This window comes from Streptomyces sp. NPDC028314 (assembly GCF_055565795.1).
On sequence record NZ_JBVHTP010000024.1, the window covers coordinates 23034 to 41043 of the forward strand.

Annotated in this window: 15 protein-coding genes; 11 read left to right on the forward strand and 4 right to left on the reverse strand. The window is 72.4% G+C overall.

What is annotated here, in order from left to right:
- Positions 1 to 46: 46 nt before the first annotated feature.
- Genes ACZ4TG_RS36775 through ACZ4TG_RS36785 form a run of 3 tightly spaced genes read right to left on the reverse strand, consistent with a single transcriptional unit; the run spans position 47 to position 3031 of the window.
- On the reverse strand, positions 47 to 1381 hold the full coding sequence (locus ACZ4TG_RS36775; RefSeq protein WP_468172306.1) for an aminotransferase-like domain-containing protein: 1335 nt from the start codon (positions 1379 to 1381) through the stop codon (positions 47 to 49).
- A gap of 3 nt (positions 1382 to 1384) precedes the next feature.
- Positions 1385 to 2335: an alpha/beta hydrolase gene (locus ACZ4TG_RS36780; protein ID WP_468172309.1), complete on the reverse strand. Its 951-nt coding sequence runs from the start codon at positions 2333 to 2335 to the stop codon at positions 1385 to 1387.
- A gap of 51 nt (positions 2336 to 2386) precedes the next feature.
- Positions 2387 to 3031, reverse strand: coding sequence for a TetR/AcrR family transcriptional regulator (locus ACZ4TG_RS36785; RefSeq protein ID WP_468172312.1), 645 nt, complete (start codon positions 3029 to 3031; stop codon positions 2387 to 2389).
- A gap of 185 nt (positions 3032 to 3216) precedes the next feature.
- Between ACZ4TG_RS36785 and ACZ4TG_RS36790 the strand changes: the two genes are divergently transcribed.
- Positions 3217 to 4314, forward strand: a complete 1098-nt coding sequence (locus ACZ4TG_RS36790; protein WP_468172315.1) for an alpha-hydroxy acid oxidase — start codon at positions 3217 to 3219, stop codon at positions 4312 to 4314.
- Positions 4315 to 4576: 262 nt separating this feature from the next.
- Positions 4577 to 6007 carry a class I adenylate-forming enzyme family protein gene (locus ACZ4TG_RS36795; protein ID WP_468172318.1) on the forward strand — a complete coding sequence of 477 codons (1431 nt, stop codon included), beginning with the start codon at positions 4577 to 4579 and terminating at the stop codon, positions 6005 to 6007.
- Here the strand turns inward: ACZ4TG_RS36795 and ACZ4TG_RS36800 are convergent.
- Positions 6004 to 6660: a 4'-phosphopantetheinyl transferase family protein gene (locus ACZ4TG_RS36800; protein WP_468172321.1), complete on the reverse strand. Its 657-nt coding sequence runs from the start codon at positions 6658 to 6660 to the stop codon at positions 6004 to 6006. The genes ACZ4TG_RS36795 and ACZ4TG_RS36800 overlap by 4 nt on opposite strands.
- A 17-nt stretch (positions 6661 to 6677) precedes the next feature.
- Between ACZ4TG_RS36800 and ACZ4TG_RS36805 the strand changes: the two genes are divergently transcribed.
- The 9 genes from ACZ4TG_RS36805 to ACZ4TG_RS36845 all read left to right on the forward strand — a co-directional run bounded on the left by ACZ4TG_RS36805 (position 6678) and on the right by ACZ4TG_RS36845 (position 17985).
- Complete coding sequence (locus ACZ4TG_RS36805; protein ID WP_468172324.1) at positions 6678 to 6941, forward strand: acyl carrier protein; 264 nt, start codon at positions 6678 to 6680, stop codon at positions 6939 to 6941.
- A gap of 156 nt (positions 6942 to 7097) precedes the next feature.
- A complete protein-coding gene (locus tag ACZ4TG_RS36810; RefSeq protein WP_468172327.1) occupies positions 7098 to 8741 on the forward strand; it encodes a class I adenylate-forming enzyme family protein in 1644 nt (547 codons plus the stop codon).
- Positions 8738 to 10003: a beta-ketoacyl-[acyl-carrier-protein] synthase family protein gene (locus ACZ4TG_RS36815; RefSeq protein WP_468172330.1), complete on the forward strand. Its 1266-nt coding sequence runs from the start codon at positions 8738 to 8740 to the stop codon at positions 10001 to 10003. The genes ACZ4TG_RS36810 and ACZ4TG_RS36815 overlap by 4 nt, the downstream gene beginning before the upstream one ends.
- Positions 10004 to 10018: 15 nt before the next feature.
- On the forward strand, positions 10019 to 11083 hold the full coding sequence (hppD, locus tag ACZ4TG_RS36820) for a 4-hydroxyphenylpyruvate dioxygenase (protein ID WP_468172333.1): 1065 nt from the start codon (positions 10019 to 10021) through the stop codon (positions 11081 to 11083).
- Positions 11084 to 11153: 70 nt separating this feature from the next.
- The gene (locus ACZ4TG_RS36825) at positions 11154 to 12071 is read left to right on the forward strand and encodes a phytanoyl-CoA dioxygenase family protein (RefSeq protein WP_468172336.1); all 918 of its coding nucleotides are present in this window, start codon (positions 11154 to 11156) and stop codon (positions 12069 to 12071) included.
- Entirely contained in the window at positions 12071 to 12967 is an 897-nt protein-coding gene (locus ACZ4TG_RS36830; protein WP_468172339.1) for a prephenate dehydrogenase, read from the forward strand. Before ACZ4TG_RS36825 ends, ACZ4TG_RS36830 begins: the two co-directional genes overlap by 1 nt.
- A gap of 74 nt (positions 12968 to 13041) precedes the next feature.
- Positions 13042 to 15000, forward strand: a complete 1959-nt coding sequence (locus ACZ4TG_RS36835) for an FAD/NAD(P)-binding protein (protein ID WP_468172342.1) — start codon at positions 13042 to 13044, stop codon at positions 14998 to 15000.
- Complete coding sequence (locus tag ACZ4TG_RS36840; protein ID WP_468172345.1) at positions 14997 to 16451, forward strand: nitrosuccinate lyase; 1455 nt, start codon at positions 14997 to 14999, stop codon at positions 16449 to 16451. Before ACZ4TG_RS36835 ends, ACZ4TG_RS36840 begins: the two co-directional genes overlap by 4 nt.
- A gap of 85 nt (positions 16452 to 16536) precedes the next feature.
- Positions 16537 to 17985 carry a DHA2 family efflux MFS transporter permease subunit gene (locus ACZ4TG_RS36845; RefSeq protein WP_468172348.1) on the forward strand — a complete coding sequence of 483 codons (1449 nt, stop codon included), beginning with the start codon at positions 16537 to 16539 and terminating at the stop codon, positions 17983 to 17985.
- The last annotated feature ends 25 nt before the right edge of the window (positions 17986 to 18010 follow it).

The window sequence follows — 18010 nt, forward strand, 5'->3', positions numbered from 1 at the left end:
GGGGAGGGAGCCGGATCCGGCTCCCTCCCCCTCGCGTCGTGCGCCGCTAGCCGGCCGCCTCGGCGATCCGCTCGTCGAGGAACGCCGCCAGCCGGGCGATGCCGTCGACGATCTCGGCCGGCCGCAGGGCGCTGCACGAGAGCCGGAGCTGACGGGTGCCTCCGCCGTCGAGGTAGAAGTCGCTCATCGGGGTCCACAGGACGCCGAATTCCCGGGCGGAGTGCTCCAGCGCCTTGTGGTCGGCGCGGAACGGGACGTTCACGACGAGGAAGAAGCCGCCGTCGGGCTCGTTCCAGTCGATGCCGAGGGCTCGTCTGCGCTCCGGGGGGAAGTGCCGGTCCAACTCGGTGAGCAGGGTGTCCAGATTGGTCCGGTAGAAGGCGATGGCCTCGCTGTTCGCCTCGCGCAGGCGGCAGCCGGACTCGATGAGCAGTCCGCCGATGACGGCCTGGCTGATCGCCGAGGTGTTGACCGTGGTCATGCTCTTGATCTTGGAGAGCTCGTCGGCGAGCAGCGAGGACCGGCCCCCGGGCCCGATGACCTCCTGGTCCGCGATGACGTAGCCGACGCGCGCACCGGGCAGCGCCGTCTTCGCGAAGGAGCCGAGGTGGATCACCCGGCGGTCCCGGTCGAGCGCCTTGAGCGTGGGCCGGGCGGTTCCGGTGCGGACGAAGAAGCCGTACGGATCGTCCTCCAGGACCAGCAGGTCCTCCTCGGCCGCGATCTCCAGCAGCCGCTCCCGGGCCTCCAGGGTCATGCTCGCCCCCGACGGATTGGCGAAGTCGGGTACGACGTACAGGGCGCGCGGGCGACCGCCGGCCTCCCGGGTCCGGCGGATCGCGTCCAGGACCGCTTCGGGGTCGGGGCCCCGGGGGCCTTCCGGAACGGGCCGCAGGCCGATGCCGAGCAGGCGTGCCGCGCCGGTGATCCCGACGTAGCAGGGCGAGCTGACGAGCAGGGTGTCCTCGGGGGCGGCGAAGAGCGCCCGCAGGGTGAGCAGCATCGCCTCCTGGCAGCCGGTGGTGACTACCACGGCCTGCGGCGGGACGTGGATGCCCTCGTCGTTGGCGACCGTACGGGCGATCAGCTCGTGGATGATGCCGTTGGTGCGCCCGTACTGGAACAGCTGGGTGCGCACCTGGTCGGGTGACCAGCCCAGTTCCCGCTCCAGGTAGGCGGTGTACGTGCGCAGGTGCCGGGCCAGGTCGTCCGGTTCGAAGCCGCCCTCGGAGGGCCGGCCGGGGGCGAAGGAGACGGCTTGCGGGAAGCGGGTGACGACCTCGTTGAGGAAGTTCATCGCGTCGAGCAGCGGGTCGCGGAGCGAGGCGTGCAGCTCGCCGAGCGGCAGGGCCGGGGCGGGCCGTGCGGTGGTGTCCGGCATCGCTCAGCCCTTCGTCGCGGCGTCGGTGAAGACCTTGCGGAGATGGGCGGCCGCCTGGGTCTGGGCCAGCCGGCCCGCGTCCAGGCTGCCCGCCATGGCGAAGAAGCCGTGGGTGACGCCCGCGTGGCGTACGGACTCGACGGGCACGCCGCTCTCGCGCAGGCGGTCGGCGTACTGCTCGCCCTCGTCGCGCAGCGGGTCGTACTCGGCGGTGATCACCAGCGCGGGGGGCAGTCCGCTGTGGTCGGCGGCGCGCAGCGGGGAGGCGTAGGGGTGCGCGCCGTCCTCGGGGGTGGTGAGGTAGTTGTCCCAGTACCAGTGCACGGACTTGTCGTTGAAGAGGAGCGGGTCGGTGTTCTCCCGGCGGGAGGGCGTGTCCGCGAGGTGGTCCGTGTTGGGGTAGACGAGGAGCTGGCCGACGAGGGCGGGACCGTCGGTGTCCCGGGCCTTGAGGGTGACGGCCGCGGCCAGGTTGCCGCCCGCGCTGTCTCCGCCTACGGCGATCCGGGAGGCGTCGCCGCCGTACCGGCCGGCGTGCTCGGCGATCCACCGTACGCCCGCGAAGCAGTCGTCGACGGCCGCGGGGAACTTGTGCTCGGGCGCCAGGCGGTAGCCCACGGCGATGGTCAGGCAGCCGGCCGCGTTGGTGAGGCTGCGGCAGATCGCGTCGCTCGTCTCGATGCTGCCCAGGGTCCACCCGCCGCCGAAGAAGTAGACGAGTACGGGCAGCGGGCCCTGCGCGGACGGCCGGTAGACGCGCACGGGCAGCGGCCCGCCGGGGCCGGGGAGGACCGCGTCAACGACCTCCGCCACCGGCTCGGGCTCGCCCGCGTCCGCCTGGATGGCGGCGAGATCGGCGGCCCTCGCCTCCTCCAGGGTCATGGTGTAGAGCGGCCGGACGCCCTGGGCGCCCCGCTGGTCGTACAGGGCTTGGAACTGTGGATCGAATGGCATGGTCTCTCCGGGCCGGGCCGCGCCCGCGACCGTGTGGACGGCGGGCGGAGGTCAAGGTGTCTCGGGAAGCAGCGCCGGGTCGGTCGCCACGCCGCGCAGGCGGGTCAGGATGCCCTTGGCTGCCTTTTCGTAACAGGTGAAGTCGTTGTGCAGGACGGATTCGGCGTTGGCCGTCTCCAGGAGCGCGACGATCTCGAAGACGAGCTGGGGGATGTCGATCCCCTCCTGCGCCTCGCCCGCCCGCTGGGCCTCCTCGACGGTCTGGCCGAGGAAGGAGAACCAATTGGCACGGGCGGAGGCGATCGTGTCGTGCACCTTGCCCTCGCGGGCGTCGTACTCGGCCGAGACCGAGTAGAAGAAGCAGCCTCCGGGGAAGACCCGCTGTTCGGAGTACTTCAGCCAGGCCGTACAGACGCACCACAACCGGCTCAGGCCGGGCGGGAGTTCGCGGGTGGGCTGCACCACGTGCTCGAGATAGACCTTGATGGCCGCGCGGACCGTGGCGAGCTGGAGTTCCTCCTTGGAGCCGAACAGGGCGAAGACCCCGCTCTTGCTGAGCTTGAGCTCGGTCGCCAGGCGACCCAGGGAGAGGCCTTCCAGGCCTTCCACCGACGCGATCTCGATGGTGCGCTTGAGGACCAGCTGGCGCGTCTGGTTCCCGCGTGCGATCCGCCCGTCGGCGTGCGTCGCTGTCATGGTCGACCTCTTCTCGTTCTTGGGCTGTCGGGTCCCCCCACGTCACTTCGCAAGCGTCTCCCCCGACGCCTCCGGAGCCCAGTGTACTAAGAAAGTGGACGACCGTGCGGTCAGTATGCGAGGGTAGGTGGACGGTCGTGCGGTTGGTTGGCAAGACCGAAGCAGAACAAGGGGGTTGACCTGCGGTGGCACTGACACTGCGAGAGTACGAGGCCGTTGCCAGGGAGCGGTTGCCCGCCCCGGTGTGGGACTTCCTCGAAGGGGGCAGCGGCACCGAATCGATGCTGTCGGCGGGTCGCGAGGCCCTGGACCGCATCCAGCTGAGGCCGCGCTGTCTCGTCGACGTCTCCCACTGCGACCCGCGGACGACCCTGCTGGGTTCCCCGCTCTCGGCCCCGCTCGGCATCGCCCCCATGGCGTACCACCAACTGGCGCACCCGGAGGGAGAGGTGGCGACCGCTCGGGCGGCCGGCGAGACGGGTGCGCTGTTCACCGTCAGCATGTTCGCGAGCCGCTCACTGGAGGACATCGCCGCCGCGGCGAGCGGGCCACTGTGGCTACAGCTCTACTGGCTGAAGGACCGTGAACTGCTGGCCGCGCTGGCCCGGCGGGCGGAGGCGGCCGGCTACCGGGCGCTGGTCCTGACGGTGGACGCCCCCAGAGTCGCGCACCGTCCGCGGGACGCGCGCAACGGGTTCTCCGTCCCGGCGGGCATCCGCGCGGTGAACGTGGACCCGGCCGCGATGAGCGCCGCCCACGGACACAGACCCGGCGAGTCCGCCATCGCGCGCCACTCCAGGGAGCAGTTCGACTGCTCCATCACCTGGGAGGACCTGGCGTGGCTGCGGGAGCGGACGACGCTTCCGCTGGTGCTCAAAGGCGTACTCACCGCCGAAGATTCCGAATATGCCATCAAGTACGGAGCCGACGCAATCGTCGTCTCAAATCACGGCGGCCGCCAGCTGGACTTCGCGAGACCCGCCGCGGATTGTCTGCCCGAAATAGCGAATGCAATTTCGGGCCGTTGTCCGATCATCCTAGACGGCAACATCAGACATGGCGCCGATATAGCCAAAGCTCTATGTCTCGGCGCGGATGCCGTATTTGTCGGGCGCCCGGTGCTCTGGGGCCTGGCCCACTCGGGAAGCCCGGGCGCGGCGGGGGTGCTCCAGCGGCTCATCGATGAGTTCGACGAGGTCATGGCCTTGATGGGGGCGCCCCGGGTACAGGACTTCACGACATCGGGAGTTCATCGTTCCGGAGTCCCCGGCAGGCATATTTAGCCATTCTGCATTTCAAGCCACCCCGTTCGACCCGAGCCAGCACGGGCGAACGGGGCATTCGGCGTGCCCGTAGGGATCGAAAATACGCCACCATTCGTCCACTACCGGGCTGTTGCGAGGATCACTTTTGTTCGCTTGCTTACTCATGAGTACTAGGCAATGGTGAATCCGTCGCCGCCAAGCGAAAGCGCGACACGGTTACCCGAACGATTTCAGAACACTGTTGTTCCGCGTCGGCGCCGGGTACTCAAGAATGGGATGGGTGGGGATTTCAGTGGGGGAAACGGTGCCGAACAGGCCCGTTTGCGTCGACGGCGCCTGGGTCGACGACATACTGCTTCAAGGGGACGGCCGCGACATCGTCCTGCACCTGGACGCCCCGGTCAGCCGGGCGGCGCTCCGGGAGCTGGTCGTGGCTCAGCACACCGAGTACGGAACGGCCGGACTGACCGCCGGCGGTTGCCTCGCCGTACGTCTGCCACCGTCGCTGAGCTGTATCGTCGCGATGCTCGCCGGCTGGCGGGCCGGCGCCCAGGTCATCCTGCTCGACCACAGGCTGACCTCCCACGAGGTCGGCCAGGCGATCGCCCGGCTCGCCCCCCAACTCGTCATCGAGGCCACGGAGAAGGCCACCGGAGCGCTGCGGGGCTTCCACCGGGTGGACACCCGCCTCACCCCGCTGCGGGCCGGCCGGCCGGCCGCCACCGAGCACGCCCTGCTCCAGCTCAGCTCGGGTTCGACCGGCCCGTCCAAGGTGATCGGCCGCACCGTCGGCAGCCTCCTGGAGGAGATCGACCGGTACGGACAGCTGGAAGGCTTTCCCCGCCGGGGCGAGCGGACCGTAGTCCTGGCCTCCATCGTCCACGTCCTCGGTCTGGTGGGCGGGCTGCTGTACGGGCTCGCCAGCGGGACCCAGGTGGTCCTGCCCACCAGCCAGACCCTGGACGGCATCCTCAAGGCGGTCGCGGCCGGACCCGAACCGACCACCCTCCTCGGCGTCCCGTCCCAGGCGGCCCTCCTGGCCGCCTCCCAGTCGCCGGCCCGGCCGCCCCAGCTCCGCCAGATGATCACCGGGGGCGAGCTGATCAAGGCGTCCGTCCGGGAGCGGTTCACCAACGGCTACGACGCCGGACTCGGTGCCATGTACGGCATGACCGAGACCGGTGTGATCGCCACCGACCTGGCCGGCACCGGCGCCGGGCTGACCCCGGTACCGGGCATGCGGGTCCGGATCGACGACGAACAGATCCTGCTGGGTCTGCCGGCTTCCCCGTACGTCGGCAGGATCGACCCCACCCGGTACGTCGACGGATGGCTGTACACCAAGGACGCGGGCGCCTTCGACGGGACGAGCGGCCTGCTGACCGTGCACGGCCGGCTCGATTCGCAGGTCTCGGTCGGCGGGTTGAAGGTGGACCTCTCGGAGGTCGAGGCCTCGATCTGCGCACTGCCCGGCATCACGGACGCGGTGGTGGTGCACGGCACCGGCATCGAGGCCTACGTGACGGTCACGGAGCAGTCGGTGTCCGACGGACTCGCCGAATGTCTCGCCACCCGGCTGGCCGCCTACAAGCGGCCCCGGACGGTGCACGTGCTGACCGAGCTTCCCCGGACGGCCACCGGCAAGCCCGTGCGGAACGCGCAGACGCTCCGCTCGGCCGCCCGCGCCATGGCCGAGGCCCGCCCGGCCTAGCCGGCCGGCGGACCGTCGACCCGGCGCACCACAACGGGCACGCCACCGTCGCCGCGCTCGCCGTGGGTGGCGACACCGAGGACGAACCGTCCTGCGCCCGTGACGGTGGCCGCCGACCGGATGTCCGGCGCGCCGGGCAGCGGGCGGGGTACGGGCGGGCCCGCGTCCGCGGGCGGCCAGGACCCGGGCAGCGGCACCCGGCGGCTCATGCCACCGTCGCGCAGCCCCTGGCCGAGCGCCTTGCCCGCCGACTCCTTCTGCGTCCAGAGCCACAGGAAACCCGTCGCCTGCGCCTCCTCGGGCAGGCCGCAGACCCACTCCGCCTCGACAGGATCCAGATAGGTCCGCGCCAGCGGGCCGACGCCCAGCCGACGTACCACTTCCACATCGACCCCCACGTGGCAACCGCCACTCAGCGCGACGGCCAGCACTCCACGAGCGTGGCTGACGCTGACCATGAGCCCCCTGCCGGCGCCGCCCAGGAACGGGCGCCCGCCCGGCTCGTGTTCCACCCAGATCTCGGACGCCGGGACGTCCAGGAGCGCGGCCGCATGCTGCAGCAGCAGCCGGTGCGCCCCCGCGCGCTCGTCCCCGTCCGTGGTGCACCAGAGCACCGTCACCTTGTCCGGGTCCACTCCCGGCTGCCGTTCCATGAACAGGAGTCAATCAAATGTCCGCAGAGGTCCACCAGTTCGTCATCGAGGCGCTCAAGAACATGAACTACGACGTCACGGATGTCACCGGCGACACCCCGCTGGGCCCCGCCGGTCTCGACCTCGAGTCGCTCTCCGTGGCGGAGATCGCCATCCAGGTCGAGGACAGCTACGGCGTGAAGTTCGAAGAGGACGAGATGGAGACGGTCGCCCTGCTGACCGTCTCGGGCCTGGTCCAGGAGATCGTCAAGCGCGCCTCCGCCGCCGTCGCGGTCCAGTAGCCGCACCGTGTCCGGCGTTCCGCTCCCCTGTCCGCCCGTCTGTTGCGACAGCGGGCGGCGGGGAACCGCGGACACCCCGGCCAGGCGCGTGCGCAGCAGCGCCGGAGCCGCCCAGCACCCAGACAGACCAGACTCAGAAAGTGGAGACACCGGGGCATGAATCCGAACAACGAGCGCGCGGAACTCGCGGCCGACCAAGCGCTGGGCATCGGCAATCTGCTGACCACGCTCGTCGCTCGGGGCGCCGGCCTCGACCAGCCGACCCTGACCTTCGACACCGAGGTGGACGGGCATCCGGCCTGGCAGCCCCTCTCCCTGGCGCAGCTCGGCGAGCGGGTCGCCGCCCGGGCCGCCGCCTTGCACTCGCTGGGCATCAAGCCCCGGGACCCGGTCGCCGTCTTCGTGTCCTGCGCCGCCGACCAGGTGCTGTCCTACCTCGCGCTGGCCCGGCTCGGCGCGATCCCGGCCCTCGTCAACGGCAAGGTCGCCGGTGAGACCGCCGCCGAGTACATCAAGCGGCTCCGCGCGGTCGGCATCATCACCGACTCCGCCCACCGGGCCGTGCTGGAGGGCCACGACGCGCAGACGCCGCTGCTGCCCGACGCGTCGGAGCTCGGCAAGGGCGACCCGGCCGCGGCCCCCAAGCCGTACCGTCACCACGCCAACGAGCCCGTGGTCATCACCCACTCCTCGGGGACCACCGGGCTGCCCAAGGCCGTGGCGCACTCCCACCACAGCCTGTTCGCCTCCATCCGGCACCGGCTCTCCCTGCCCAAGGGCCAGGGGCTCGACCGGATGCTCGGGGCGCTCCCCGCGGCCCACGCGGCCACCGTCATCGCCGTCAACCTGGCGCTGGCCAACCGGGTCGAGCTGGGCCTGGTGTCGGACCAGAGCGGCGCCGCGGTGCTCGACGCCATCGAGAGCTGGCAGCCGCACAGCGTGCTCGGCTTCGCCGCGACCTGGTCGGAGCTGGCCGGCGAGGACCTCGCGGCCCGCCGCCTGGACTCCGTCAACGTCTGGTGGAACACCGGGGACTGCGCGCACGAGGCGCACGTGCGCAAGCTCATCGCCGTCGGCAACCGTGCCTCCGTCAGTGCGAAGGGCCGCACCAGCCGCCCGGGTTCGTACTTCGTCGACGGTCTCGGCTCGACCGAGATGGGCCACTCGCAGTTCTTCATCACCCACACCCCGGAGACCGACCGGTACGGCCGCTGCATCGGCAAGCCGCACGCCTTCACGGACGCCGCGATCTTCGACGCGGACGGGGAGAAGCTCGGCCCCGGCCAGGTCGGCGAGCTCGCCATCGCCGCGCCCACCCTCGCGCTCGGCTACTGGAACGACTCGGTCACCACCTACCGCACCCGCAGGGACGGCTACTTCCTCACCGGTGACCTCGTCTTCCGCGACGAGGCCGGGTACTTCTACCACGTCGACCGGGCGGTGGACGCGGTGGACCTCGGCAACGGGCACAAGCTGTACACCGCGCTGTCCGAGGAGCGCATCCTCGCCGCCTGCCCCGACATCCGGGAGTGCACCGTCGTCGCCGTGCGGGCCGAGGGCGAGGTCACCTCCACGGTGCTGCTCGTCCTCGACGAGCACGCCGACCAGCAGGCCGACCGCAGTGCCGAGGTACTGGCAGCGCTGGAACCCCACGTCGCCGGCACCGTCGACCGCGTGATCGTCGTCAGCCCGGAGCGGATCCCGCTCGGGCCCACCGGCAAGGTCCGCAAGGTGCTGCTGCGCAGCCGCTTCCTCGACGGCGAGCTGCTGGGCACGGACGCCTCGGCGGTGGCCGCATGAGCGGGCGCGGCGCGGACTCGGCCGCCGTCGTCACGGGCGTCGGCACCTTCACCCCCCTCGGCCGCGGCGCGGCGGACACCTTCGACGCGCTGTGCCACGGCAAGTCCGGGCTGCGCAGGCCGCCGCAGGGCCACCTGCTCGACGGCACGGTGGGCGTGGCCGGCATCGCCCCGGACATCGCCGCCGGTGAGGTGCTGCCGCCGAGCGAGGGCCGGCTGGTCGACCGGTACGCCCTGATGGCGCTGGCCGCCGCGGACGAGGCCCTGGCGGACTCGGGCATCGTCGTCGGCCGCGACGTCGACCCGTACCGGGTCGCGGTGGTCGTCTCCAGCGGCGCCGGCGGCCTGACGACGTACGAGGCACAGTCGCTGGCCCGGGCCGAGCGCGGCCCGACGGCCGTCAGCCCGTACCTGCTGCCCGGCATGCTGCCGAACATGGCCGCGGCCCGGATCGCCATCAAGTACGGGATACGCGGCTGGAGTTCGGCGATCGCGACGGCGTGCGCCGCCGGTGCCCACGCCGTCGCGGAGGCCGCCCGGCTGATCCGCTACGGCGAGGCCGACGTGGTGGTCTGCGGCGGCGCCGAGGCGCCGCTCAACCCGACCTCCGCGCTCGCGTTCGGCCATGCCAGGGCGCTGGCCCACGGCTGGGATGACCCGGAGGCCGCCAGCCGGCCCTTCGACCGCCGCCGCAACGGCTTCGTGCTGTCGGAGGGGGCCGGGGTGCTCGTCGTCGAGCGGGCCGCCCACGCGGACGCCCGCGGCGCGGCAGGCTACGCCGACCTGCTGGGCTGGGGCGCCACCACCGACGCGTTCCGGCCCACGGCGCCGCGTCCGGACGGCGAGGGGGCCGCGGCCAGCATGCGCGGGGCGCTCGCGACGGCCGGGCTCGTGCCCGACGACATCGACTACATCAACGCGCACGGCACCTCGACGAAGCTGGGCGACGTGGCCGAGACGCGGGCCGTACGCGCCGTGTTCGGCGACCGGTCCCCGGCCGTCAGCAGTACGAAGTCGATGACCGGCCACCTGCTGGGCGGGTCCGGAGCGGTCGAGGCGGCCATCTGCGCCCTCGCGATCTCGCGCGGGGCGCTCCCGCCGACCCACAACCTCGACGAGGTCGACCCCGACTGCGATCTGGACCACGTCCGCGGCGGGGCCCGGGAGCAGCCGGTGCGCGCCGCGATCTCCAACTCGTTCGCCTTCGGCGGCCACAACGTCAGCCTGCTGCTCGGTGCGGCAACCACGCGCAACAAGCGCTAGAAGAAAGGGAACTCCGTGAATATCGGGGCCGTAGACCATGTCGAGTTCTATGTCGGGGACGCCCAGCAGTCGGCGTTCTTCCTCTGCACCGCGTTCGGCTTCCGGCTGTGCGGCCAGGCGGGCCCCGAGACGGGCCAGCCCGACCGGCGCTCGCTGCTGCTGCGCCAGGGCGGCATATCCGTCGTGCTCACCTCCGCGCTGAATCCGGGGCACCCCGCGGCCGACTACGTGGCCCGGCACGGCGACGGCGTGGCGAACATCGCCTTCGAGGTGACCGATGCCGTGCTGGCCTTCGAGACGGCCGTCGCACGGGGCGCCACGGCGGTCGAGGACATCGTGGTGCACAGCCGCGGCGGCACCGAGGTCGTCACCGCCTCGGTGCTCGGTTTCGGGGACGTCGCCCACCGGTTCGTCCAGCGGACCGGTGACCGGGACGACTTCCTGCCCGGGGTCATGGACATCTTCGCCCCGGACCCCGACGAGGCCCAGCAGGTGCTGAGCACCGTGGACCACGCGGCGATCTGCCTGCCCGCGGGGCAGCTGCGGGAGACGGTCGCGTTCTACGAGAAGGTCTTCGGCTTCACGGAGATCTTCGAGGAGTTCATCGAGGTCGGCGACCAGGCCATGGACTCCAAGGTGGTGCAGAGCCCGTCCGGGCAGGTCACCTTCACCCTGATCGAGCCCGTGACCGACCGCAAGCCCGGTCAGATCGACGGCTTCCTGGCCCGCCACGGCGGGGCCGGCGTGCAGCACCTGGCCCTGCTCTCCGACGACATCGTCGCCGCCGTCGAGACCCTGGAGGGCCGCGGGGTGCGCTTCCTGGAGACGCCGGACACGTACTACTCCGAGCTGGAGGAGCGCCTCGGCAGCCCGGACCTGAAGATCGCGGACCTCCAGCGCACCAACGTCCTGGTCGACCAGGACCACTGGGGCCAGGTCTTCCAGATCTTCACCCAGTCGCTCCACGTGCGGCGGACCTTCTTCTGGGAGGTCATCGACCGGCACGGGGCGCGCACCTTCGGCAGCGGCAACATCAAGGCGCTCTACGAGGCCGTGGCCCGTGAGAAGGCCACCGCCTGACCGCCGCCCGGCGGCCGCCCTTCCCGCTCCACCCCACAGCCAGCATCGAACCCGTACGCGAAGGAACACCGTGACTGTCCAGGAATCCGAGCTGTTCACCCTGACCGAGGAGGAGCGGGCGCTCCTTCCCACCGACGAGGACGTCGCCTTCTACGCCGAGCACGGCTGGTACCTGTCGAAGAAGATCTTCACCGACGAGGAGATCGACCTCCTGGAGTCGGCCAGTGAGAACTTCTACGCGGGCCACCGCGACCGCACCCTGCCCGCGCGCCCGCCCAAGCTCGCGTACTGGGAGCCCGAGCACGGCCCGGTGCAGCGGCACAACGACTACATCCACTACGAGGACGACACCATCGGGCGCGTCCTGCGCAAGCCGCTGCTCGGCGCGGTGGCCGCGCGGCTGGCCGAGGCCGAGGAGATCCGGGTCTTCCAGTCCACCCTCATCTTCAAGCCGCCGGTCGCCCAGGAGCGGTCGAACATCGTGCCCTGGCACTTCGACCGGCACTACTGGTCGACGTCCACCTCGGAGCGGATGCTGACCGCGTTCATCCCCTTCCACGACTGTGGGGAGGACATGGGCACGATCACCATGGTCGACGGAAGCCACCGCTGGCAGGAGACCGCCGAGAACGACGCGACGTCGCTGCACTTCGCGGAGCGCGACCGCAGCGAACTGGACGTCATGCTGGAGGAGAACGCCGCGCACAACGGCGTGGAGGTCGTCAAGATCCCGGTCCACATCCCCAAGGGCCACGTCAACTTCCACCACTGCCGCACCTACCACGGCAGCGGTGCGAACGTCAGCGACCGGCCGCGCCGGGCCATCTCCTTCCACCTCCAGGACGGCGACAACGCGTACCGGGACTTCCGCCGCTCGGACGGCACCCCGGTCGCGTACAACCACGACGTGCTGGTGCGCCGGACCGCCGAGGGGACGCCCGACTACAGCGACCCCGAGTACTGCCCTGTGTTGTGGACCAGCCGCTGATGCTCAGTGCGGCGGTGGTCGGAACCGGCCTGATCGGTACGTCGATCGCGCTGGCCCTGAGGGACCGGGGAGTGGTCCCCTATCTGCTCGACAGGGACCCCGAAGCGGCACGTACCGCGGCCGATCTCGGCGCGGGCGTGGTGGGGGTCCCCCGCGAGCCGGTCGACCTGGCCGTTCTCGCGGTACCGCCGCAGCATGTCGCCACGGTGCTCAAGGAGCACCAGTCGCTGGGCCTGGCCCACGACTTCACGGACGTGGCGAGCGTCAAGGCCCGGCCGCAGCGGGAGGCGGCCGAGCTGGGATGCGACCTGGCCCGCTTCGTGGGCGGGCACCCGATGGGGGGCCGGGAGCAGTCGGGGCCGCTGGCGGCGCAGAGCGACCTCTTCCACGGCCGGCCGTGGGTGCTCACCCCCTCGGCGCTCACCCGCGAGCCGGCCATCAGCCGGGTCAAGGAGCTCGCCGGGCTCTGCGGCGCCCACCCGGTGGTGATGGCCCAGGCCGACCACGACCGGGCGGTGGCCCTCACCTCCCACGCCCCGCACCTGGTGGCGAGCCTGCTGTCGGCGCGCCTGCTGCCGGCGCAGGAGTCGCAGCTGCGGCTCTCCGGGCAGGGGCTGCGCGACGCCACCCGGATCGCCGCGGGTGACCCGGGACTGTGGACCGACATCCTCGGCTCCAACGCCACGGCCGTCGCGGACGTGCTCGCGGAGTTCGCCTCGGAGCTCCAGACGGTGGTGGAGGCCCTGCGGGACCTGGGATCCACCGATCCGCAGCAGCCCCGTACCAGCACGGCGCAGCTCACTTCGGCGCTGGCGCGGGGCGTGCAGGGCCGGGGGCGCATTCCGGTCGGGGCCTCCGGCGGGCTGCACCTCAGTGGTGCGGCCGCCCGCGGCTGAGCGGCGCGCGGCTGAGCGGCCCACGGCGCACATCGACTGCGGCGCACATCGACTTTCGAACGACTGGAGAGACCATGACCACCCGACGGCTCGACGTCTGCCTCATCGGTGCCGGGCCCCGCGGGCTCTCGCTCCTCGAGCGGATCTGTGCGAATGCCGCGTCGAACCCGGGCGAGGACCGGATCACCGTGCACGTGGTCGATCCGCACCCGCCGGGAGCCGGACAGGTGTGGCGCACCGACCAGTCCGAACACCTGCTGATGAACACGGTGGCCTCCCAGGTCACGATGTTCACCGACGAGAGCGTCGAGATCGAGGGGCCCCTCGATCCGGGGCCGAGCCTGTACGAATGGGCGCGGTTCCTCGTCCTGATGGGCCCGATGGACGACCGCAGTTACGACGGGCGGGTGATGGCCGAGGCCCGCTCGCTCGGCCCCGACTCCTATCCGTCGCGCGCGTTCTACGGCCACTACCTGGAGTGGGTCTTCCGGCGGGTCACCAGGACGGCGCCGGACCGGGTGACGACGGTGGTGCACCGGGCGCGCGCGGTGGCCCTGGAGGAGGAGCCGGGCAGCGGCGCGCAGAGCGTCCTGCTCGACGACGGCACGCTCATCGGCCCGCTGGACGCCGTGGCGCTCGCCCAGGGCCACCTGCCGGTGCGCCGCTCGCGCCGCCAGGACGAGTTCGAGGAGTTCGCCGGGGCGCACGGCCTGCGCTACATCGCGCCCGCCAATCCCGCGGACGTGGACCTGTCGGGGGTGCGGCCGGGCGAGACGGTGGCACTGCTCGGTCTCGGCCTGAACTTCTTCGACTACATGTCGCTGCTGACGCACGGCCGGGGCGGCCGGTTCTCGCGGGTCGCCGGCCGGCTCGTCTACCAGCCGTCGGGCCGCGAGCCGCTGATGGTCGCGGGCTCCCGCCGGGGTCTGCCCTTCCACTCGCGCGGCGACAACCAGAAGGGCGCCCACGGCCGCCACTGGCCGGCCGTCCTGACGGCCGAGGTGATCGCGCAGCTGCGCGAGCGGTCCCGGCTGCACGGCGGCATCGACTTCCGTACGGCGGTGTGGCCGCTGGTCTCCAAGGAGGTCGAGACCGTCTACTACACGGCGCTGCTCGTCGCCGAGGGCCGGACGGGGGAGGCCGAGCGGCTGCGCACCCGCTATCTGGCGGCCGGGTACGGCAGCGCCCAGGAGCGGGAGCTGCTGGACGAGTTCGGGATCGCGGCGGACAGCCGCTGGGACTGGGACCGGATCGCGCAGCCGTGCGCGGACCGGAAGTTCGCCTCTCCCGAGGACTTCCGGGCCTGGCTGCTCGACCATCTGCGCGAGGATCTGCGGGCGGCCCGCAGTGGCAACGTCGACGGGCCGCTCAAGGCCGCGCTCGACGTGCTGCGCGACGTGCGCAACGAGATCCGGCTGATCGTCGACCACGGGGGGCTGGCGGGCGGATCCCACCGGCTGGACCTGGACGGCTGGTACACGCCGCTGAACGCCTTCCTGTCGATCGGCCCGCCCGCGCGGCGCATCGAGGAGGCCATCGCGCTGATCGAGGCCGGGGTGCTGCGGGTGCTCGGCCCCGACGTCCGGGCGGCGGCGGACGCGCGGGCCGCGGTGTTCACCGTCGAGTCCGGCGCGGTGCCCGGCTCGACGACCGCGGCGACGGCCCTGATCGAGGCGCGGCTCCCGGAGATCGATCTGCGCCGGACCGCGGATCCGCTGCTGCGCCGGCTCCTGGACTCGGGGCAGTGCCGTTCGTACGAGGTCGCCGGCCCGGACGGTGCGGTGTACGAGACGGGCGGACTCGCCGTCACCGGCGCGCCGTTCCACCTCGTCGGCGCCGACGGCCGACCGCACCCGCGCCGCTTCGCCTTCGGCGTGCCCACCGAGGCCGTGCACTGGGCGACGGCGGCAGGCATACGTCCCGGGGTGAACTCGGTGACCTTGCAGGACTCGGACGCCATGGCCCGGGCCGTACTGGGCCTGTCCAGGGGCCTGGGCACGGACAGCGCGAAGATCGGAGAGCTGACGCGATGACAGCCGGCCAACCCACCACCGCAGAAGCTCCCGCCGGGGCGTGGGCCGTGGACGTCGGGCTGCTCAGCCCGGTGCGGGCCGGTACGCCCGCGGAGGCGGTCACCTCCGACAGCGGCTGGCTGCAGGCGATGCTGGACGCGGAGGCGGCGCTGGTCCGCGCCCAGGCGCGGCTTGGCAACGTGCCGCGGGCGGCGGCCCGGACGATCAGCGCGCTGGCCCGCGCCGACCGGCTGGACCCGCGCGATCTCGCCGTACGCGGCCGCGGCGCGGCGAATCCGGTCGTGGCGCTGGTCGAGGCGTTCACGGCGGTGGTGGCGGAGCAGGACCCGGTCGCGGCGGACTACGTGCACAGGGGCTCCACCAGCCAGGACATCTTCGACACCGCGCTGATGCTGGTGGCCGCCCGGACCCTGGACCTGCTGGTGGCGGACCTGGACCACATCGCGGGGTCGCTGCGCGCTCTGGCGGGCGAGCACGCGGGAACCCTGATGGCCGGCCGCACCCTCGCCCTGCACGCCGTGCCGACGACCTTCGGTCTCAAGGCCGCCGGGTGGCTGAGCGCCGTGTGCGGGGCGGCGGACCGGCTGCGGGAACTGCGGGCCGGCGGACTGCCGGTCCAGCTGGGCGGCGCGGCCGGGACCCTGGCGGGCTACGTCGAGTACGAGCGGCTGCACCGCGGCAGCGCGTCACCGGGCTACGCGGAGCGGCTGGTGGAGCTCTTCGCCGCCGAGACGGGGCTGGTCGCGCCGGCGCTGCCCTGGCACAGTCACCGGACGCCGGTCGCGGCGCTGGCCCATGAGCTGGCCCTGGCCACCGGGGTCCTGGGCAAGATCGCGGTGGACGTGCAGTCGCTGGCGCGGACCGAGACCGCCGAGCTGGCGGAGCCGGCCGCGGCGGGCCGCGGGGTCTCCTCGGCCATGCCGCAGAAGCGCAATCCCGCTCTGGCCACCCTGATCCGCTCGGCGGCCCTGCAAGTGCCCGCGTACGCCAGTGTGCTGACGCACGCGATGCTGTCCGAGGACGAGCGCTCGGCCGGTGCCTGGCACGCGGAGTGGCTGCCGCTGCGCGAGTGCCTGCGGCTGGCCGGGGGCGCCGCGCACACGGCGCGAGAACTGGTGGCCGGTCTGGAGGTCTCGGCCGAGCGGATGCGGGTCAACCTGGAGCTGACGGGCGGTCTGATCGTCGCGGAGCGGCTGGCCGCGGTGCTGGCGCCGGTGCTGGGCAAGGCCGCCGCGAAGGGCGTGATGAGCCGTGCGTCGGCGCAGGCCGCCTCCTCGGGCCGGCCGCTCGCGCAGGTGCTGGCGGGGACGGCGGAGATCGCCGGCCGGTTCACGGACGAGGAGCTCGCCCGGCTGCTGGACCCGGCGGGCTACACGGGCGCCGCCGGCGAACTCGTCGAGCGGACGTTGCGCCGGTACGCGGCCACCGACCCTGCGGCCACACCGCATTGACAGGCCTTGTTCTCCGTCCGGCCTTTTAAATGCACGCACGGTCGTTTAGTTTGATACCGCGGATCCGCCGACGGAGGGAACCACCATGACAACCGCGTCACCCCACTCACCCAGCGAGAGCGCAGCGGCGCCCGACGCGGCAGGAGAGCAACAGCCCGACGGCTCCGCGGGCTCGTCGGCCCTCTCGCGGCTCGCGCTGTTCGTGGCGTCCGGGGCCACCTTCCTCGCCGTGCTCGACACGACGGTCGTGAACATCGCCTTCTCCGACCTGCGCGCCGACTTCCCCGCCGCCTCGCTGTCCGAACTGACCTGGGTCGTCACGGCGTACACCGTCGTCTTCGCCGCACTGCTCGCCGTCGCCGGACGCGTCGCCGACGTCATCGGCCGCCGGCGCCTCTTCCTCTGGTCCACGGCCCTGTTCACGCTCGCCTCGGTGCTGAGCGGATTCGCGCCCGACGTATCGGTGCTCGTCGCCGCCCGCGCCCTCCAGGGGGTGGCTGCGGCCGGGATGATCCCCTCGGCCCTCGGCCTGGTGCTCCAGCACACGCCCGCCGCCCGCAGGTCGGCCGCGGTCGGCGTCTGGGGAGCGGTCGGCAGCATGGCCGCGGCCGTCGGTCCCAGCCTCGGCGGACTCCTGGTGGACGCGTGGGGCTGGCGCAGCGTGTTCCTGATCAACCTGCCGATCGGTCTCGCCGTCGCGCTGATCGCGGCCCGGGGGCTGACCGGTGACGCGCGCACCGGACGCCGGATGCCCGACCCGGTGGGGACCCTGGCCCTGGCCCTCGGCGTGGGCGGCGTCGTCTTCGGCGTGACCCAGGGAACCGACTGGGGCTGGGGCAGCGGCCGGGTCCTGGCCCTCCTGATCGGCGGCGCGGTGCTCGCCGTGGCCGCGCTGCTGCGCTCCCGGCGGCACCCCGCGCCCGCCATCGAGTGGGACCTGTGGCGCAGCCGCACCTTCGCCGCCAGCAACGTCTCCTCACTGCTCTTCGGAGCGGCCATGTACGCGTACCTCCTCAGCACGCTGCTGTTCCTCAACGCGGTGTGGGGCTACTCCGAGCTGAAGGCGGGCCTGGCGGTCACCCCCGGGGCCTTCAGCGCGGCGATCGGCGCCATGGTCGTGGGCAAGCGGGTCGGCCCCCGGGGGCAGTGGGCCGGGGTCCTCATCGGGTCCCTGCTCTTCGCGGGCTCCTGCGCCGCCATGTACCTGCTGCTCGGCACCGAGCGCCAGTACCTCGCGCTCTGGCTGCCCATCGGGATCGTGGCCGGAGTCGGCATCGGGGCGGCCCTGACCGGCATCTCCAACGCGGCCACCATGGCGCTCGAACCGCAGCGCTTCGCCTCCGGCACCGGTCTGCTGATGACGATGCGCCAGATCGGCGGAGCGCTCGGCATCGCGGTCCTCGCCGCGATCCTCGGGCGGCACAGCGTCCTCGACGACCAGGGCTACCTCCAGGTGTTCCTGGCCTGCGCCATCGGCTCCGTCGCGGCAGCGGCGGCCGCCCCGGCGATCCGCGCCCGGGTCCGCACCTCCTGACGAACCGCACCCACACGAAGAGTGG